Genomic DNA, 20,684 nt, shown 5'->3' on the forward strand with positions numbered 1-20,684 from the left:
ATATGACTCGTTATGGCGTAGTAGGTACAGGTTATTTTGGTGCTGAATTGGCTCGTTTTATGAAAGAAGTCGAAGGCGCTGAAATTACAGCGATTTACGATCCTGAAAATGCAGCCTTAATCGCTGAAGAATTAAATTGTGTCGCGACTGCTTCATTAGAAGATCTTGTCTCTCGAGATGATGTTGACTGCGTTATTGTCGCATCACCAAATAATGCTCATAAAGAGCCAGTACTTGCAGCAGCTCGCCATGGAAAGCATGTTTTTTGTGAGAAGCCAATTGCTCTAAACTATCAAGACTGTTGTGAAATGGTTGAAGCTTGTAAACAGGCTGGTGTTAAGTTTATGGCGGGTCACGTGATGAACTTCTTTAACGGTGTTCGTCATGCTAAGCAGCTTATTAAAGAGGGCGTTATTGGTAACGTACTCTCATGTCACACCAAGCGTAACGGTTGGGAAGATGAGCAGCCGACAATTTCATGGAAGAAGATGCGTGAAATTTCTGGCGGACACCTATACCACCACATTCACGAGCTCGACTGTGTTCAGTTTTTAATGGGTGGTGGGCCAGAAAAAGTGACCATGACCGCTGGCAACCTTGCACATAAGGGACCAGGCTTTGGTAACGAAGATGACATGTTGTTCTTAAATCTTGAGTTTGCCGATGGTCGTTTTGCGACTCTAGAGTGGGGCGGCGCTTTCCATTGGCCAGAGCATTACGTGTTAATTCAAGGCGAGAAAGGCGCGATTAAGATTGATATGCAAGAAACAGCCGGTACTTTGCGTATTAATGGTAAGAATGAGCATTTCCTTGTCCATCAGAGTCAAGAAGAAGATGATGATCGTCGCGCAGGCAATACCAACAGTGAGATGGATGGTGCAATAGCATACGGTAAACCTGGTAAGAAAACGCCAATGTGGCTTTCATCGGTGATGAAGTTAGAGATGCAATATTTGCATGATCTATTGAATGGTATGGAACCATCAGAAGAATTTGTTGCGTTAATTACAGGCGAAGCCGCTACTTCCGTCATTGCGACAGCTGATGCTGCTACCGCTTCTCGATATGAAGACCGCAAAGTTAAAGTATCTGAAATACTATCAAAATAGTTGTTTCAATAAGTAAAAACAAAAAATAAATAACGATATATAGCCGGATAATAATTCGGCTATATATTTGTTCGAGAAGATTTTATTTATATTATAAAGGTGAAAAATGAAAAGTTCCTTATTGATTGGCGCGTTGTTGTTAACGCCGTTTGCTGCATCTGCAACCTCTTATGTTACAGGTAATATTCAATTCCATAATAATAAAACGGTGACTTCGGATGAAACTTCAAAAATTGAAGCCGGACATGTATTTAAAAATTCAATCGGTAATATGACCGCATTTGTAGAGTTCTCTTCTATTCCAATTGGTGGTTACAGTAGTGAAGAGGGTAAAGCAAACGACCCATATATTACATTGGGGCTAGAGCAAAGCTACGCAGTTACTAATAAACTTTGGGTAGCATTGGGCTATCACCACTTATTACAAGCTGGTGAAACTGTTCAGCTTCGACCATTATTGAAATTTGGCTATAACTTCGAAAATGGCTTTGCATTTTCTAACCGAACTCGTTTCCACATTGATGAAACGGATGCTGATAAAGGTATGTTCCAAGTCCGTTATGACAATAAAATTAGCTACTCATTTAAAGATATTCCAGTAAGAGTTCACTATAACAACGTTTACCATGTTAATGATGAGGGAGATAACCCAATGGATCATGAGGTCCGTATTCAGTGGACTCGTGATGGTGTTCAACCTTACTTTGAAAACCGTAGCCAAGGACACGGAGTCTCTGGTAAGAAAGTAAATAATGCGCTTGTATTTGGTGCATCATACGCATTCTAATTATTAGAATTAAATAGCTAATTAATGCACTACCTCCTTTAGTTTCAATAAGTACCGTTTCACAATATAGTTATTTTAATAGTTAAGATTTACATTTTAAAATTAGTTAGCTATTTGTTTTATCAAGTTTAAGTAATCGTATTCATATTTTAAGTAATGCCATTTGTCCATTGATGTTTAATTTTGTTTTTTCTGTTTAATTTTAAATGAAAATAATAAAAATTATTTATGTGTTAGGGTTAATTACAATGAGAGGTTTCAATGAAGTTGATATTAAGTACAGCGCTTGCTCTATCTATTTCGGTAGCAAATGCGGGAATTATTACTACTAATGACCATCGGTCTTTAAATGAAAATGAACTGTCTAGGAGTATTCAGTCTGAGCTGAAAAACTCAGCGCCTTTTTATCAGGTATCAAATTTATCTTTAAGCACTCCGAGTGATGCTGTCACCTTGCCAGGAGCAATCGTCGACCAAGTGAAAGTACTTGAGTCTATGACTCTAATTGCAAAAATTAACCCAGAAATTAGTGGTTATCACTCGGTTTTCGGCGCAAGTGATAGCCGCCCTGGTTACCCTAACTCTTACTTTCATGTTTATGTGTCAGATTTAAAATTAGGTTTCGAGATTAGACGTCATCGAGGTGGCGATATCTATAAGAGCAATAAAGTTGATATCAACTTACTGAGTGGCACAGATAACATTTTGGCATTCTCTGCATCAGAAGTTACCGGTTATAGATTGTTTTTGAATGGCGAAAAAATCCTAGATATACCCGCACCACCTAATTACGGTTTGATCAATAACATCAATGGTATTGATAATGCTCACGTTGGAAAAACGATCCGTCACAATGCCAATGAATACAATTATGCCGGTCGTATCGATCAATTAGAACTCTATAATGTTGCGCTTGATGATGAAACATTAAAAGAGAAAACATTCTTAGACGTTTCCGATAGAGCCGCTATTCAGAGTTTTAAGTTGTATGACAAGGAAGAGTGGAATACTGCCGCTTTCCGTATTCCTGCTCTAATCCGAACCAAAAACAATACGATTATTTCAGCCGCTGATATTCGTTATGGTGATAGTAATGACTCCCCAAACAACATTGATGTTGGCGTCCGTCGTAGTGCAGATAATGGTGTAACGTGGACAGATCCTGAAGTTATTTTGCAGTTTAATGACTATCCGAGTATTCCATCTAGTCAAATCACAGATAGCGCATCCTATATCGACTCAGTGATCGTCGAGGGACACAACAATCGAGTGTTCTTATTTGCAGATGCGTTTAAAGGTGGAATTGGACAAGCGAACTCAACATCGGGCACTGGATACTCAGAAATCGATGGCGAGAAATACCTAACATTAACCAGTACTAGCCAGCCAACACAGAAATTCTATCTAGGTAACGATAATACGGTATACACCATGGACGGAGTAGCAACGGATTATACGGTTGGCGACGGATTTGCTCTTTTCGATGCTGGTGTTGAAGTAAGTAATATTTTCTATAAACGTTCACCACTTGTTGTTGATTCTACATCATTTATTGTCATGATTTATTCAGACGATGAGGGGGCGACTTGGAGCCAGCCAACCATCGTAAATGATCAGATAAAAACCTCAGACATGAAATTCCTTGGCGTGTCACCTGGCGGCGCAATTATTATTCAAAATGGAGCGCATCAAGGTCGAATTTTAGTTCCGATGTACTATACGTCGACAAATAACACGACTGAATATGCAAGTGCGATGTACAGTGATGACAACGGTGTAACATGGCAGTTAGGTGAATCACCAAATGATGGTCGTATTGGTGGGGCTGAGAAGCTGCATGAGGCACAATTCGTTGAAATGCCTAATGGTCAGATTAAGATGTTTGCGCGTAGTATCGGCCGCGCTGCTATCGCAACGAGCTTGGACGGTGGTGTCACTTGGTTGGATGACGTCGAATATGATTCCACGTTGGTGATGAGCAACACAACGGGCTGTCAATTATCAATCATTAACTATTCTGGCTACGTCGATGGACAACCTGCTGTGATCTTCAGTAATCCAGCAGCAACCAAAAGAGCGAATGGTACGATACGGGTGGGACTGATCAGTGAAGATGGTTACTACGATAATGGGGAACCTCGTTACCACTTTACGTGGAAGTATGCGCGAATTATTGTGCCTGATGAGTTTGCATACTCCAATTTAACCGAATTAGAAAATGGCAATATCGCTATTTTGTATGAAGATAGCAATACTCGTTATAAACTGTTCCATTTGGTCTATAGTGAATTTACGTTAGATTCATTAAAGTTCTTGCCTTAGTTTTCAATGGATTAAGAAAATAATCTTTCGTATAAGTCTAGACATTAAAAGCTCCGTTACAGGAGCTTTTAATGATTACGATGGGAATTTCTTGATGTTTACATCCCTGAGCCTGTGAATATTAATAACGTCACTAGTCCCATAGCGATAAGAATAAACAAAGCTCGTCTATTTGAGGCAAAGACTAATCGAGAGTGAGTTTGATTGTCTGTAATACTTTTTTGCTTACCAGTAATCATTGCCATCAATAGCGGTTTTGAACGTAATTTGTAAACCACGATAGCGAGTATATGCAGAAAAACAAAGAGCAATAGTAAATGAGCACATGCACCATGAAGTATTCGAAAATACCCCATATTACTCTCTCTGAGAACAAGATTAGCGTATGGGATTTGGTCAAAGAAACCGACTAAAGCCATCCCGGTCATACATTGCACAAATATTGTTCCTATTAACGCAATAACCATCCAAGAGCCAGCAGGGTTATGACCGATGCGCGATGATGCTTTCCCTTGCAAGTAACGAATCGTCCGTGTAGGTGAAGATATGAAGTGTTTAAATCGGCTGGTATCGCTACCGACAAAACCCCAAATGATGCGCCATAGAATAAGAGTGAAAAGTGCTAAGCCTAAATAGAGATGCGGTCCTAATCCGGTCATTAGTCCGATAAAAAGTAGAGCTTGAAGCCAATGGTATAAACGAGTGGGTAGATCCCAAATTTTCATGGTTGTTCCTGAATAATAGAGAGTTTACTAATTTGATACTCACTGAGCGCCATGTGCCCCTGTAATTAGTGAGTATCTTAAGCACCTGATAAAATGAACAAGACCGAATAAGACATAAAGAATGAAAAACACCCAGAGATTGATAGGGCTACATTTTTGTCAGGTCGATGGTTCTTGTTGGTGATTCTGTTGCGATGGCGGCACTATAAATTACACACAAAAATTAATTAATAGCCTAGATGAGTAATGATTGTTTCCATATAGAGCGTAATCGATGGCTTTGCTGTGAGGTTTTGATTAGAGGGAAGATTAATAGGAAATTAAACGATCGAGATTCTATACATTTAACGGGCAGCTTAGGTGCCCGTTAAATGTCGTTTTATTGATACTTATAGCGATCTTGCCAATGATTCAAATGCTTGAATTCTTGCTTTTGAGCTGTCTCTGGCCGCGTTTGATGCGCTGTCAGCTGAAGAGAATGTCGCGATGACAAGATTCTTCTCTTGGTTGATATATAGAAATTGCCCAAAGACACCACGATACGTTGCAATGTTTTTATTTGAGTCATGTACCCAAAGGAAGTTCTTATAGCCCTCTAAGTGAGAGTCAAATACCTCGTTATTGGAGTCTTTATAAACGCTATTTAACATATGAGCGTTTTCTTCTTCCGTGATGTTAAAGCTGTCTTTAACCCACTTCTCAGAAAAAACTTGTTCACCGTTATATTGACCATTGTTAACCATGGCGAGGCCAACACGCGCAAAGTCTCTCAACGTGGTGTTGAAACCGCCAGTTGCAACAGGGTTATAGTTCATATCGGTCATAAAGAAAGCATCATGTTCTACACCAAGCTTGCTCCATATATTGTCAGCAATGAACGTATTTAATGGCTGACCAGAGACTCGAGCGATAACCCAGCCAATCACGTCAACATTTGGGCTGTGGTATTCAAATTTATGATTTACATCCAAGTTTTCAGCTTTTTCAAATATTGAGGCGAAGCTCAATAAATCGCGAGGTGTATTTGTGTTTATCGGATCTAGTGCCATCAAATCATACGCTGGTATGAAACCTAATCGGCGAAAATACTCGAAATGTACGTCACCAGGTGCCATGTTTACGTAGTCTTCACTATAGTGAATTGCCGAAGTCATGTTCAAAATCGTTCGCAAAGTTTGTTCACCAAAGTGTGTTCCGTTGAGCTCACTAATATAAGTACTGACTTTTTCGTCAACGTTGATTTTACCTTGTTCAACCAATAGGCCTAGAGCCTGACCAACCAGTGATTTTGTACTCGATGCCCACATATGATGATCTTTGGCGGTAAAGTCGCCGAAATATTCCTCATGCAAAATGTTACCATCTTTAATAATAATGTAGCCATCGGTATGGTCGTTCACCATTGCGTCACGAAATGAAAGTTCCTCATCGGAATAAGTAAATTTGTGGTTGACGATTTTAGGCGTTAATGCTTGGGGAAGTCCATTGATGGCACCGTCACGCGCGACCATAACGGTTGGATGAATTCCCATATTTTTGAATGCCCACTTATTGAATGGAGTCTGGGTATAATTGCTTAATGTGACTTGTTCTTTGGGTTGGGCAGGTACAGTCGACATGGGTTTAGTTTCGGCTGCAACAGCAGTCGAGGTGAGACCGACAACAATGAGTGAAACCATCGATTTTTTCATTTGAAATCCCCGTTAACAATCTTGTGTGTACGGGAGTAGATTAACTTGATAAGTTCAAACATATAAATCCATAATGTACGCTCAAGACGTACAAAGGTGATGTGATGATTTCGATAGAACAGGTTGCGTGCTTTACGAGTGTTTATGAACTTAAAAGCTACAGCGCGGCGAGCCAGAGACTTGGCAAGGCGCGTTCTACGGTAAGAGAACGTATTAATGCACTCGAAGATATGATGGGAGTGGAACTATTTTCTATCGAAGGAAAGAAAGCAATCCCGAGCAATGTTGCACATCGTCTTTATCCTCGAGCGAGGTTATTAGCAAGGCAATCTTTAGAATTTGAAAATATCGCGTTGTCTGCCTACCAAGGCGAGTTGAACAACATTACCGCTTATCATGACAGTTCTATACCATCAAAACTCTTATTGGGAATAGAGGCCGATATTAAGTCTCTGCATCCAACGATCATCATTAATTGGCTGCAAAGAGATAGAAACCATTGCCTACAGCAAATAGAAGCAGGGGAGGCGTTGTTTGCGGTCATGCCAGGGATGGGAAATCTGCACCCTAGTGCTGGTATTGGGAATATCAATTTAGGCTCTTTTCCGCTTAGTATTTTTACCTCCGTTCATTCAGCTATTCCGGATGAACCTATTTCCATTGCGGAATTAGCGACGTTTCGACAGCTCATTGCCGAAAACGACATCACTAACGAACTGAGGCACACTAAACTTAGTTGTGAATTTGAAGTAGTGACTTCGCAAAACTTGCTTGTTGATAAGCTAAAAGTTGACGGGTGGACTGTGTGTTCACCTGATAATATGAAACAACATATTACCAGTGGTGATATTCGAGAAATTGAATTAGAAGAAGCGCCTAGAATGGTTAGACAAGACTGTATCTTGTTTTACAACATGTCCTCAAAAGCATCTCAACAAGAATCTCGAATCTTAGATGTGGTCGCGAGGGTGGCGAAAAAACTAAACCTTTAGTGCTAAATGAGAGACGATACCTGAGGCCACATGATGAATTTCAGATTCACAACATGTCCTCGGTCGCCTTCCCATTTTTGCTTTGAATTTTGCCTTTATTGAGGGAGTTTGGTGCCGCCGTCATTGTGAGCAAAATAGTTGGAAAGAAAGTCGATAAATGTACGAATACGTTGAGGTTGGTACTCTGCATCTTTATACAGGAGATACATGGGACGCTTAAATGTTTGATACTGTTCTAATATTAGTTGTAATGAGTTGACCTCTAATTCTCTCTCGATCATCCACTTAGGCATTGCGGCAATGCCTCGTCCTAGTTTTGCCATTTGTACGAGCATCTCAGGGTTATCACTTCGATTAACCGCATCTATTCTATTAGCTTCAACGCTAACGCCAGATACTGTTTTTCACTGTCACTTAGACTAATAGCGTGGGCGTGACGGTGAAACCAGGTAATCGCAATATTTTAACCAAGCAATCTTTTTGTATTGAATTCATTTGTTGCAGTAGTAAATGTTCCAGAGTAAGCAACTCAAGTAAAAACCTTTAAACAATGTAACTTATCCATGAGCATTCCAATCTGGAATGTTAATAAGGTAAATAGTCGCCTCCTAAAATAGTCTGGTTAGGTTCATAGGGCAGGAGCCTAACCATTCTTGTTGATTTTAACGTTTCGAGGTTATTTTTTGGATTGTTATTTAACACTTATCTTTGGTGGAAAGAGTAGGCAACGATAGATTTAAATGAATGGCTGCCAATCTTACGATTAACGTCGTAATAACACAGTGCATAAATGCAATTGTATTATCGACTCCCATCGATAGGGCTATCGAATAAACAATGCCACCAATTAAACATGCAGTTGCATATATTTCCCGCTTTAGGACATTGGAGACTTGGCTCGTTAGCGCATCTCGGATAATTCCACCACCACAACCTGTTATTACACCCATCACGATAGCGACCATCATAGAGTCTTGATACTGTATAGCTTTTTCGAATCCGATTCCGACGAACACGGCAAGCCCAATCGCATCGGAAACCGGTAAAATCCACGAAGGGATATTATCGAGTTTTTGAAACATAATCATGGTGATCAAACAGGTCACCAAAATAACCCAAAGGTAAGTTGTATCATTCATCCAGAAAACAGGTGTAGCGCCAAGTGCCATGTCTCTGAATGTTCCACCGCCTATAGCTGTCAATCCACCAAGAACGATAGCCCCAAAAGCGTCCATACCAAATTTTGAAGCAACGATAACGCCGCAAATAGCAAATATAATTGTTCCAAAAATATCGAAAAAATAAATTACTGACATCTTAGATGACACCTAGAAATAAACCCTCTTTCGAGGGTTTATGATGATTGAAGTTTTAAACTGCGTTGCTGACAACAAGTGAATGGTTCTTAGATGCAGGGAATACGAATTGTGCCAATATTGGACAAACGACCAACAGCATAAGAACATAATAGAACGCACTGGTGAAGCTAGACGTTAAATCGACTAAATAGCCAACAATTTGCGTGTTTATCGTTGCTAAGATGTATGAAGACAACCAGAACGTAGACATCGCATACATGATTGTATTGGTCGATGGATTTTTAATGAGTTCACGAGGTAATGAGAAAATAAAGCTAAACCAAGATGAAAGCATCATACCCGAGCCAAATGCGCCCATAACAATAATGTACTCGTTAGCACCAAAGAACATAGCGTAAACGAAGATCACCATTAAGACAGACGTTGAAGCGAATAGCTTTTTGTATGGGATATTTTTTCCTTTCAGCCAGATGGAAAGGAACGCGCCTGCAATAATACCAAATTGATTAACAGATGGAGCGAAGAAAGCAATACTGTCAGCAGACAAGTTAGCATACTGCGAGTAGTATGTTGGCAAGTATGTAAATGGTACCAGTAGCATTAAAAGACCGCCGATGTATTGCGTTACCATTCCCCAAACAACGCGAGATCGGAGTACAGTTTTAACTTCTGAGTGTTTGTCGTTATCTGAATCTGACTTATTTGATGCTTGTTGAAAGTCTTTAAAGAATATTAGCCAAGCTGCTGCAAAAGCCAAAGTGATCCAACCATAAGCAGCAAGTAGAGGTTTCCAGCCACCAATATAATTCATTAAAGGAATAGCAAACATAAGTGCAATAGCAGAACCAATGACGTTTGGAATTCCATTTATGCTATTCAACTTTGATGCGGTTTTTGCATCGAAGTAGTGAGAAACGACTGGAACCATCGAAACTAGACACATGGCACCACCTAGACCATTTAAGAATCGGATGAGAATCAATACGTAGAAGTCATCTGTAAATGGAATGAAAATAGCGGTACCGACTAATACTAATGCAAGGAAGTAAGATTTCTTAATGCCTAGTTTGTAGGTCACGACAGCAATCGATAGTGCGCCAAGGATCTTAGCCCACAAAATCGCATTGGTCATCATTGCTGATTCTGCAACACCGACGCCAAAATCTTGCATAATTTGTGTGCCTACGGCACCAGTAGTAGCCCATGATGCGCCAAATACTAAGTAAACTGTGAATAGCAAAAATTCAACAATGTATTTTTCCCATTTCATTTTAGTGTTCCTTATTCATAAACATTGATACGCTCGTGGCGACATTTCTTGCCGTAGACGTTAAATCTTGTTTCGCATTCGCTAGTGCTGTCGGTAAGTCAACCACTGAGATCATGGTCGAGAATGCTGCATCGATACCATGTTCGTATACATCTTCAAAGCCTTTACCTAAGCATCCAGCGATCGCAATGACCGGTACGTCATAGGTTTTTCCACATTTAGCGACACCGATAGGCGTTTTCCCATAGACAGTTTGACCATCAATTTTCCCCTCGCCAGTTATTAGCAAATCAGCGTCAGAACAAATAGAAACGAGATTGACCGCTTTTATGACGACATCTATACCTTTTTCTAATTTCGCATTCAGAAAAGCGATGGCCCCTGCACCAAGGCCTCCCGCAGCACCGGCCCCTTTGGTGTGTTTTAATTCAATATTGAGCGTTTCTTGAATAACGGAACCTAAGTTATCTAGGCACTTGTCTAAGAAAACCAAATCTTCGTTTGAGCCACCTTTTTGTGAACCAAACATATGAGAAGCTCCGGAAGGCCCGCACAGAGTATTTTCCACATCACAAGCAATATTGATTTGGCACTCATTGATACGAGGGTCAATATTGCTGAAATCGATGGTTTTCAGAGAACTGAGTGCACTTCCACCTAGTCCAATGCTTTCGTCATCTTTATCTAAGAAAACAATTCCGAGTGCCATTGCCATTCCAACACCACCGTCATTAGTCGCACTTCCGCCTAAGCCTAATGTGATTTTTCTCAAGCCTTGATCTAGTGCATCTTTGATCAGTTCGCCAGTCCCAAATGTCGTGGTTAGTAGAGGGTTTCGGTGCTCGCCAACGGCAAGGTGTAGCCCAGAAGCTTCGGCAACTTCAATGATCGCTGTTTCGTTATCGCCGAGAATGCCATAGGTGGCATCGACTTCGAGTCCAATGACAGGGGAGGTGACTCGAACTGTACGATATTTACCATTCGTTACGGAAACGAGAGCTTTAACCAGTCCTTCACCACCATCTGACATAGGAACTTTGATATATTCAGCGTCTGGAAATACCGACATAAAACCCGTTTGGATAGCGTCTGCAACTTCATTTGCGTTTAAAGATTCTTTGTATGAATCGGGTGCGATTACAATTTTCAAAGTATTGGTCCTTAACTGAAATAGCCACCAATTTGGCCATTTCAGTTGTGCATTTAGATTATTGGATAGGTAGGTTATGTTCTACGAGTTTGACGAACATGGTTGCACCAAGAGTGATAATGTTATCGTTGAAGTCATAGTTCGGGTTGTGGAGTGCAGCGCCTTCATTACCCAAAAACATATAGCTCCCCTCAACATGCTGAAGCATCCAAGCAAAATCTTCGCTACCTGACAAAGGACGACAATTTGCATTTACTTTTTCTTCACCAAATGCTTCGCTAGCAATTTGAGCAACGAGTCTGGCTTGCTCTGGATTATTGATGGTGGCTGGGCAACTTCCATCTCGAAGTGTCAGGGTTGCTGTTGCTCCATACATTTGAGCTGTCATTTCAACGATGTCACGAAGGCGTTTTAAAGTGAGTTGGCGAATGTCCTCATTAAATGCACGCACACAACCTTTCATCGTTGCGGTCTTAGGCATGATGTTGTATGTATCATGACCTGAATGGACGTCTGCGAACGAAAGAACAACTGATTCCAATGGAGAAATATTACGAGATACAATCGATTGTGCAGCAAGAATGACATGGCTCATAATGACAGGCGCATCGATCATGTCTTCAGGCATTGCAGCGTGGCCACCTTTACCCGTTATCTCGATATCGAAGCGGTCACAGCTTGCCATGAATGCGCCTTCACAAACCCAAATATGTCCCTCTGGCACATGTGGCATGTTGTGAATGCCGTAGATACAATCACATGGGAAACGTTCAAATAGGCCATCATCAATCATTGTTTTGGCACCCGTTAACTCTTCTTCCGCGCTTTGGAATATGAAGTTTACTGTACCGCTAAATTCACGATGTTGTGATAGATACCATGCTGCTGTAAGAAGCATGGTAATATGCCCATCGTGACCACAAGCGTGCATTACCCCCTCATTTTCTGATATATAGTCAAATTGATTCAGCTCTTTTACCGCTAAAGCATCAATATCAGCACGAAGCCCAACGACTTTATCTGATGGGGATTTTCCTTTCAGTACACCAACTAAACCAGTACCACCGATACCGGTGTGAACTTCATCGAAACCAAAGCCTCGTAGTTTTTCGGCGATCATTTCTGACGTTTTAAATTCTTTGTAGCTGATTTCTGGGCATCTGTGAAATTCATGACGCCATTCAACGAACATCGCTTTATTATTATTGATTGCTTCAATCATTGGATTTCCTATAAAAATAATTATGATTCGAGAAAATAAATACAGAGTCTTATAAAGGGGGTAATTTCCAAGAGCACAAATCAAGGAGGTTCTCCCTACAAGTGTGATTATTATGACCTTGGAAACTAAGTGGGTCTTTGGACATAGTTACAAATTACTATGGGTATAAGTTTGAGATTTTTGTGCATTTGAACAAAAAGCAATTTAACGAGAGCTCAATATCAATGGGATGTATAATGTGATAAGTTCGTTTATGTTGCTGATTTTTAATGAGGTTATATCTTCTATCTTATCGAGTCGATACCTAAGAGTATTCCTGTGAATTCCCATTTTTTTGGCTGTTTGACATATATCACAGTTCTGGTTAAAAAATTCGACCAGTGTTTTTTCTAATACTTTTTTGCTATCAGAAGCTCGAAGAGTATCGAGAGGTTTGTTTATTTGTTGAGCTTTCCATGAGTCATCTAAACATTCACTTAACAAAATTGGTAATTTATTGTTTTGATAAAATGACGAACCGCTTTTTATATCGGACATGAAATCTAAAGTTAATTTAGCTGTTTTATACGATTTACTTATGCCGTCTAAATTTGGGAAGTAATCCCCTACAGAGATCAATATTTTTACATTTTTTATATGTTTAGTTTGATTCAGGAAATCGTTGACCCTTTTTTGTTCATTAATTACAGACCATTCAGAGTTAATGATATCAATTGGCTTGAGCACAATGATCTTGTTTGAATAAGCAGAGATCCCTCCAACTAAATTTCCTCGTTCTGGGAATTCGAGAAAGTTGGCAATAGTTTGCATATCATTTAAAGAGACTCGATAGCTTCCGATAGGTACCACTTTTATTATTGATACAACCCTTGGTTTCGATAGGTCGATATCCAGTGACTCAGCAACAATATTGAACTGCTCTTCATCAAATTCATTTTCTTTAATGATTTTCATGACAAGTTCTTCTTTGTGTCTCTTGTGCCATTGTATTTTGGACAGCAAAGAAACTTGTTCGACAATCAATTCAGCCGTCATTTTAACCAGTTCGCCGTAAGGCTTTACGTCTTCTGGAATACCAGATACACCAACGGCACCAATTACTTTCTCTTTATAGAGTATTGGTAAGTTTATCCCTGATTTAACACCCTTAAGATTTATCGAGGTTTCGGGGCTTATCGTAACGATGCGGTTCTCGGTGATAGCAATTATCGACCCCTCATGGCGTTTATTTAACCTAGATGGATCGCTTGAGCCAATAATAAAGCCAAGCTCGTCCATTACATTAATACTATAAGGGATTATCTTAACAACTCGGCTTACAATTTGAGTTGCTATGTGTTCGTTCAATCTCATATAAAATCATTTCCACTTTGACACGTGCAAGCAGTTAATTGACGTTTTAGATCAAGCAATTACGCTATCTAAATCGTTTGAATAAGACTTGTTGCGAGCCAATTTTTTCATGAACTGACGGGTAAAGTTATTCTCGCTTTGGTGATCGTGTTATTCTCATCAAGAAAAAATATAATCAGAAAAGGCTTAAATTTTTATGCGATGTTATTCACTAAGTATTTTACCGTACTTAAGTTTGTAATTGCACGAAATCACCTTGTAATAGGTGACTAAACACATCATTTTTAGGTGTATCTTCTTTAAGGTTTTGTCACTATGAGTTTTGAGGTGGGCAGTTAGATAGGAGATGCTCGGTAGATTTTTGGCGAAAACAGATAAAAAAAACCAGTCAGTAGAAACTGACTGGTTTTATTAGCAAGAAAGTAGTTTTCTTTCGCTGATTAGCGCATTAACCAAATTATTGTGGATTAAGACCTAATTGCTCTAGTACTAGCTTAAAGTTAGCACGACGCTCTTTAACGTTGTGAACATCACCAGTTGAACAAGTTAGATCTGGACAACCACGGTTTACAATACCAGATACATCATCGATGAAGTCAGAGCCTTTAAGACCGTTATCAACGTACTTCTTCAGTTCGTTGTGGTAGTTCCAATCTGCATATTGACCGCCTTCATTTGAGTAAGCCTGTACAGATGTTACCCAGTAGAATAGACCTGCAATCCACTTAATTTCACGGTTCTCTTCAGAGCTACAAATTAGACCTGGGTTTGAACAGAAATCAAGTTCAGCGTATAGCGGGTTTTCAGGTGGCGCTTCAACAACAACACCATCAATGGTTTTGCCGATTGTTTCTGGATCAACGTGTGAACGACCTAAGTAGTGGTTCAAAGTACCGAAGTTTTGACGACCGGTTGTTTGAATTACGCCACGGCCCCACCAGCCGCAACCTTCAACAGTATCTTGGCTGCTGCCATCCCAAATAAACTTACCTGCTTTTTGTTCAACGTAAGTCTTACAATCGTCACGTTCCCAAACTTGCTTAGAGGTATCTACAGAAGTAGGGACATCATTACAGTGACCGTTGTTTGTCCAACGACCAACAGCACCGTTTACTAACAGACCACGCTCTTCAAGTACTGCATCTGGTGCTGCGAATACTGGTGCTGGAGCACCGTACCACTTAGCGTGTGTCAGAGCACTTACTTCCATTTTGTTATCACGAGGACAAGAGTATGCGTGATCAAGACCAGAAACAGGGTTTACACCGTAATCTGCGTATTTCTGATCAAGTTGACCACAGCTTGCCGTCATTGGGTAATCAGTCGGCGCACCGTACTTGATTTCAGCCCAGTTGTTCTCATCACAAGCGTTGTAACGAATGGTTTCTTGCATACTTTGCGCTAGGAAAGCGGCAATCGCTACTTTTGCGTATTTGATGTTAGTTGCATCATCAAAGTTTTCATCAAGTAGCCAGAACTTGTTGCCTGCAACACCAACGTTATGCATTGCATTCAAGCCTGTCATGAAGTCTGTCCACTTATAAACAGTAGACGGAACCCATTGTGATTGAGGCGTTTCGTACAAGAATGCGGTGTTATTCATCAAATCTTCTGCATTTGCCAATTCTTGGTTTAATGCATCAATGATGGTTAACTGGCCGTTTTCTGTTGATTCACCAACATAGTACAACGGCATTTTAGCATTTTGGTACTGCTCGATTTTGCCTGTTAACTCAGCAGTATCTTTGTCAAACAAAATAGCAAATACGTTGCTAAACGCAGCCTTACGAATTTGTGGTTTGTTCGCGCCATTACCCATGAAGTAAGCCGAAGCCTGCTCGGTTGGGATGTTATTTAGCATCACTGGCGTTTTAACAAAGTCAGAAACTTGTTTAACGTACTCAAGAGCATTGTGCCACTGCTCGCTAGTCAATGCTGCAGTTGAGCTTGATTTAGTGAATGCAATGAAGTCAGCTTTAGTTGCTACGTCTGCTTTGTAAAGCTCTAGTTTGTCTAGAAGATCCGCTGAATAGCTTGATGCTTCATCCCAAACTGATTGGCGACCAGAGTGAGTATCAAAAGCAAAATCACCAATGCTTAGAGACCAACCATAGTTTGCTTCAGGTGCTAGCGTAGAAATGATGAGGTGATGAGCTTGAGCCCAGCCGTTCAAGTTATCGCTTAGCGCGTTGATTTCATCAATGTCAATCTTCTGACCAGTGATATCCATCGCTTTAGTTAGTGCTTCTTTAACAGCGATGCTGCTTGAAGAAAGAGCTTTATCTTGTGTTGCTTGATCAAGAACATCGCTGTTGATGATGATTGATGCCGAACCTGCTTGAGCAGCAGTTTCAATGATTGATACAAACGTACTTGTTAGCGCATCGATATCAGTCAAGTCTGCGCTGTTGCTTGCTTCAATCGTTAGCATCGCAGGTGCAGAAGAAGATGGGCTCGCAATAACCAATGTATTTGGCCAACCTGCTACTTCTAGACGAACTGGGTCCATTGGGTTTGGCAATGAAAGAAGCGGCGCTGTACCTGGTTCTGTGCCATCACAGTTTAGGTGAAGAGACCATGAACTGTCGCTACCTGGAATCGTTTGAGTCCAGTAAATCGCAGAGTAAGCGATGTTGTTGTGAACCATAATGTCACCACCTGTCGCGTGATCGCCACGGGTCCAGTCTGGGTAAACATTGAAGTCTGCACATAATTCGCCAGGAGGTGTTACTGGCGGTAAAACGATTTCTTCTTCAACTGTGATGTTACGGTTTACCGTTGAAGTTAGACCCTGTGCATCAGTTGCGATAGCTTTTAGTGTAACTTTGCCCACTTGAGTTGGCTGCCAATTACAGGCAAAAGCATCAACTTGAGTTGCGTCAAATGAACAAATTTGTTTGTTATTTGCTTGCACAACAACTTGAGTCAAATCATCGTCAATATCGGTCGCGTTGACAGATACAGAAACAGTTTCAGTTTCTTTAATGGTTGCGCCATTGCTTGGTGAGAGGAATTTTACTACTGGTGCAGTAAATTGCTCTTCTTCAGCTTCAACAGTGATGCTCACTTTTGTCGTTGAAGATAGACCTTCAGCATCAGTCGCTACGGCTTGAAGCGTCACCTGACCTTCTTGAGTTGGTTGCCAGTCACATGCGAATGTGTCTGTGCTCGCAGCATCAAATGAACAGATTTGCTTGTTGTTCGCTTTAACGACAACAGTCGCCAAGTCATTGTCAGCATCAGTTGCATTCACAGAGATAGCAACAGATTCAGTTACTTTTACCGCTGAACCATTTGCAGGTGTTACGAAGTTCACGACAGGTGCCACGAAGTCGTCGTTGATATCTGCTTCTACAGTGACATTAACGGATTGCTGCTTAAGCTGTTGGTTATTTTTGTCAAAAACAAAAATGTTAACCGTGCGGTTACCAGCGTCTTTAGGTGTCCACGTGTGTGAATAAAACGTTTGACTTTGATCAATAGCTTTTTGCGCAAGTTTGGTGTTGTTCACCCAAAATTCAACTTTTGCTGCTAGTTCGCCGTCAACACTTGCCTTGATCGTTACTGGTTGGCCAACTTTTAATACTTGACCTGCAACAGGAGCGATAACTGCCAGTTCTGTAGGTTCAGGTTCGCCAGGACCCGGTTCGTCTGAACACTCTGTTAGTGTCCAAAACCATGAACTAGCACTTGGTGTTTCCCATACGCCTGGGTTGTTTTGCGCGATGAAACATTGTCCGTCAAAAGAGACAACATCGCCGTTATCAACCTTGGTTTGACCAGGAATAAAAGGAATAATGTCGCCTGGGTTTGGTCCCGGCTCCGGTTCAGGCTCTGGTTCTGGCTCAGGTTCACCTGAACATACCGCTAAATCCCAAAACCATGAGCTAGCATTTGGAGCTTCCCAAACGCCTGGGTTGTTTTTGGCGATAAAGCATTCACCATTGTAAGCAACCATTTCTCCATTTTGAACTTTTGTCTCTCCAGGAACAAAAGTAATGACACCAGACGTCGCTGATGCGTCAGCGGCGTAAAGGTATCCACTGAACATAACGCTAGTTAGTGCGACTGTTATTTTATTTATTTTTCTCAAGATTCAGTTCTTCTATTATTTAGTTATCCACGAGCATCAATGTATAAGTGATTAGTTGTGTAAATGCGATTTGTAATAAATCTCTAATCAAGGAAGCAGGCATTATTAGCGTGGACTCTATGCCTATAATAGAAAGTATAAATGAACGGTTACATTTTTTGCCACCGTTTCGTCTGTCAGTTATTTCCTACATGTATAAATATAAGCAGTAGACTCTCATGAGTGCTTGTGATTAATCTCTTGTTAAGTTGTTTGTAATCAATGACTTAAGTCGTTGTTTCTTTTCCTGTGTTACAGGCTGCATTTTTGATTATCATCGTTGTTTTGTGGCAGGAAACTGCTATTAGTATCAATGAGATAACGCTAATTAACATCAAGAGTAAAATTGAGCCTGTTAATATTTATTCATTATTGTTATTAATTACCAACAAACTTATATCTTGAGGAGGGTGAAATATGCCTATTGGTGGATTATATCTTGGCGTGTTTTTTGAAATTATATGATATTAATTCCAAATATTTTTCAACCTAGCTTAAAATATAAGCTAAGTTTATTTTTTGGTGTTAATGCCCAAATCCTCATATTAGTTCTGATTTTTAGATTTAATATGAAAAGTGTGATGTTGAATTGTATAAGTGTAGAAATCAAGAATAGAGCAAAGCCCCTTTAAGTAAGAGGCTTATCGATTATCGATAGTTGATGGGCAATCAAACGTCAGTTGCGCGTTATATAGCCAATGATTCCACAGCTATTTATTCTGTATAACGTTGCTTTAACTTCAGTGCGATATTCACCAACGCAATGAGCACCGGAACTTCGATCAAAGGTCCAATAACACCCGCAAAAGCTTGGTCTGAATTCAATCCAAATACAGCAATGGAAACGGCAATAGCGAGTTCAAAGTTGTTCCCTGTTGCGGTAAAAGCAATCGACGCATTCTTGTCGTATTCGATGCCTATGCGTTTGCCCACGAAAAAGCTGACAAAGAACATCACAAAGAAGTAAATGGTCAGAGGTATCGCGATACGAACTACGTCAAAGGGTAACTCCAGTATCATCTCTCCTTTGAGGCTAAACATCAGAACGATGGTGCCTAGTAAGGCAATCAGTGTGATGGGGGAGATGGTTGGGATGAATACTTCGTTATACCAATCTAAGCCTTTGGCTTTGACCAGCACTTTTCGGCTTAAAAAACCCGCTAAGAATGGAATGCCAAGATAGATAAGCACACTTTCTGCGATATCGAGGATAGAGATATCAACATCAAATCCTTGATAACCAAATAGCGGAGGCAGAACGCTAATAAACAACCATGCCATAAAGCTATAAGTCACAATTTGAAAAGCACTGTTAATAGCAACTAATGCGGCGCCATACTCTTTATTCCCGCCACCAATATCGTTCCAAACTAGAACCATGGCAATACAACGAGCTAGCCCAATAAGGATGATACCCACCATATAACCAGGCTTGTCGGCTAAGAAAGTAATAGCAAGGATAAACATTAAAATAGGGCCAACTATCCAGTTCATGAACAAAGATAGTTTGATGGCTTTCTTATCTTTACGAACTTTTCCCAATAGGCTGTAGTCCACTTTTGCCAAAGGGGGATACATCATCAAAATTAGACCGATAGCAAGAGGAATGTTGGTACTCCCAACAGACATGGTTTGGTTCCATTCGGCAATCTGAGGGAATTGCGCCCCAAGTGCCACGCCAACCGCCATAGCAAGAAAAATCCATACGGTTAAGTATCGATCTAATAACTTCAATTTTGGTTGAGATTGTGCAGTAGTTACATTTATCATAATAACATTTAATCGTTTATCGTCGAATTACGATTGATATTAGTTGTAGAGTAAAAACCGGTCAAGGAAAGAATTCGTATTTGTTGTAGTTTTTGATGGAGGAATAAGATGGAAATAGTCGGCTTTAACATGGCTTTCCATCTCTATTTATTGATTTTTATGGATTAAATTTTGAACGCTTATTGGGGGGCGTTTGAGAAGACACTTAAGGCTTTTTAGGGAGAGGAGACGATTGTCGTCTACGCTAGTTATTAGCGATTGAAAGCGTCTCACCATAACAAAGAGAAGTATGAGCTATCAAAAATGTAGACAAACCAAGGTGCCTAGATGTGGGCAGAAGAGGTCTGCCAGCGAATTAAGGTCGCGCAAGTAGGATTAATAACTCTGAATTACCGTTCAATAATTCATCAATAGTGCAGCGGTCTAGTTCATTAAGAAAAGCCATTTTAGCTTTGGCTAAGGTCTCTTTTAGGCGACATGCCGGCGTTATATGGCAGAATTCAGCTGAACAATTCACCAGTTCAAGTGGTTCTAAATCACGGACTACACCGCCAACAGTAATATTTTTTGCTGGTTTCATTAAGCGTATACCGCCGTTTTTACCACGTACGGTATGGATATAATCAAGTTGACCAAGTCGATTGATCACCTTGACCATGTGATTGCGAGAAACTCCAAATAAATCAGTAACCTCTGTTATGTTTGTTAGTTCGTCATCGGGCAGTGATGCGAGGTAAATTAATGTTCTCAACGCGTAATCAGTAAAGCTGGTTAGCTGCATGGGGCTCTCCTCCATAGAAATCAAAGTGTAATTCTATTCTTGATCGAAAGATATATTTGAG

Annotated in this window: 14 protein-coding genes and 1 pseudogene; 4 read left to right on the forward strand and 11 right to left on the reverse strand. The window is 40.4% G+C overall.

What is annotated here, in order from left to right; all coding sequences use genetic code 11:
* Window positions 1–2 precede the first annotated feature (2 nt).
* The 3 genes from DZ860_RS00110 to DZ860_RS00120 all read left to right on the forward strand — a co-directional run bounded on the left by DZ860_RS00110 (window position 3) and on the right by DZ860_RS00120 (window position 4,218).
* Window positions 3–1,109, forward strand: a complete 1,107-nt coding sequence (locus tag DZ860_RS00110) for a Gfo/Idh/MocA family protein (RefSeq protein WP_120028884.1) — start codon at window positions 3–5, stop codon at window positions 1,107–1,109.
* 106 nt (window positions 1,110–1,215) lie between these two features.
* Complete coding sequence (locus DZ860_RS00115) at window positions 1,216–1,896, forward strand: porin (RefSeq protein ID WP_120028885.1); 681 nt, start codon at window positions 1,216–1,218, stop codon at window positions 1,894–1,896.
* A gap of 261 nt (window positions 1,897–2,157) precedes the next feature.
* On the forward strand, window positions 2,158–4,218 hold the full coding sequence (locus tag DZ860_RS00120) for a sialidase family protein (RefSeq protein WP_120028886.1): 2,061 nt from the start codon (window positions 2,158–2,160) through the stop codon (window positions 4,216–4,218).
* A gap of 98 nt (window positions 4,219–4,316) precedes the next feature.
* Here DZ860_RS00120 and DZ860_RS00125 read toward each other — a convergent pair whose 3' ends face one another.
* Both DZ860_RS00125 and DZ860_RS00130 read right to left on the reverse strand, forming a co-directional pair.
* Window positions 4,317–4,943: a cytochrome b/b6 domain-containing protein gene (locus DZ860_RS00125; RefSeq protein ID WP_120028887.1), complete on the reverse strand. Its 627-nt coding sequence runs from the start codon at window positions 4,941–4,943 to the stop codon at window positions 4,317–4,319.
* Window positions 4,944–5,332: 389 nt separating this feature from the next.
* Entirely contained in the window at window positions 5,333–6,634 is a 1,302-nt protein-coding gene (locus tag DZ860_RS00130) for a serine hydrolase domain-containing protein (RefSeq protein ID WP_120028888.1), read from the reverse strand.
* 104 nt (window positions 6,635–6,738) lie between these two features.
* Between DZ860_RS00130 and DZ860_RS00135 the strand changes: the two genes are divergently transcribed.
* Entirely contained in the window at window positions 6,739–7,626 is an 888-nt protein-coding gene (locus DZ860_RS00135) for a LysR family transcriptional regulator (RefSeq protein ID WP_120028889.1), read from the forward strand.
* 95 nt (window positions 7,627–7,721) lie between these two features.
* Here DZ860_RS00135 and DZ860_RS24935 read toward each other — a convergent pair.
* From DZ860_RS24935 to nsrR, 9 genes and pseudogenes are all read right to left on the reverse strand, one after another.
* Window positions 7,722–7,979, reverse strand: a pseudogene (locus tag DZ860_RS24935) (LysR substrate-binding domain-containing protein); the annotation flags it as partial.
* A gap of 342 nt (window positions 7,980–8,321) precedes the next feature.
* Window positions 8,322–8,942, reverse strand: coding sequence for a trimeric intracellular cation channel family protein (locus DZ860_RS00145; RefSeq protein ID WP_120028890.1), 621 nt, complete (start codon window positions 8,940–8,942; stop codon window positions 8,322–8,324).
* 55 nt (window positions 8,943–8,997) lie between these two features.
* Window positions 8,998–10,215, reverse strand: a complete 1,218-nt coding sequence (locus DZ860_RS00150; RefSeq protein ID WP_120028891.1) for an MFS transporter — start codon at window positions 10,213–10,215, stop codon at window positions 8,998–9,000.
* Between the two features lies 1 nt (window position 10,216).
* A complete protein-coding gene (locus DZ860_RS00155; RefSeq protein ID WP_120028892.1) occupies window positions 10,217–11,365 on the reverse strand; it encodes a glycerate kinase in 1,149 nt (382 codons plus the stop codon).
* A gap of 58 nt (window positions 11,366–11,423) precedes the next feature.
* Window positions 11,424–12,587 (reverse strand): M20 aminoacylase family protein, encoded by a 1,164-nt coding sequence (locus tag DZ860_RS00160; protein ID WP_120028893.1) that lies wholly within the window; start codon window positions 12,585–12,587, stop codon window positions 11,424–11,426.
* Window positions 12,588–12,791: 204 nt separating this feature from the next.
* Window positions 12,792–13,940: a sugar diacid recognition domain-containing protein gene (locus tag DZ860_RS00165; protein ID WP_120028894.1), complete on the reverse strand. Its 1,149-nt coding sequence runs from the start codon at window positions 13,938–13,940 to the stop codon at window positions 12,792–12,794.
* A 457-nt stretch (window positions 13,941–14,397) separates the two neighbouring features.
* Complete coding sequence (locus tag DZ860_RS00170) at window positions 14,398–18,033, reverse strand: Ig-like domain-containing protein (RefSeq protein WP_439333088.1); 3,636 nt, start codon at window positions 18,031–18,033, stop codon at window positions 14,398–14,400.
* Between the two features lie 753 nt (window positions 18,034–18,786).
* The gene (gene arsB, locus DZ860_RS00175) at window positions 18,787–19,842 is read right to left on the reverse strand and encodes an ACR3 family arsenite efflux transporter (protein WP_120028896.1); all 1,056 of its coding nucleotides are present in this window, start codon (window positions 19,840–19,842) and stop codon (window positions 18,787–18,789) included.
* 355 nt (window positions 19,843–20,197) lie between these two features.
* Window positions 20,198–20,623, reverse strand: a complete 426-nt coding sequence (gene nsrR, locus DZ860_RS00180) for a nitric oxide-sensing transcriptional repressor NsrR (protein ID WP_120028897.1) — start codon at window positions 20,621–20,623, stop codon at window positions 20,198–20,200.
* Window positions 20,624–20,684 lie beyond the last annotated feature (61 nt).

Source organism: Vibrio sinensis, from assembly GCF_003605645.1.
GTDB lineage: Bacteria > Pseudomonadota > Gammaproteobacteria > Enterobacterales > Vibrionaceae > Vibrio > Vibrio sinensis.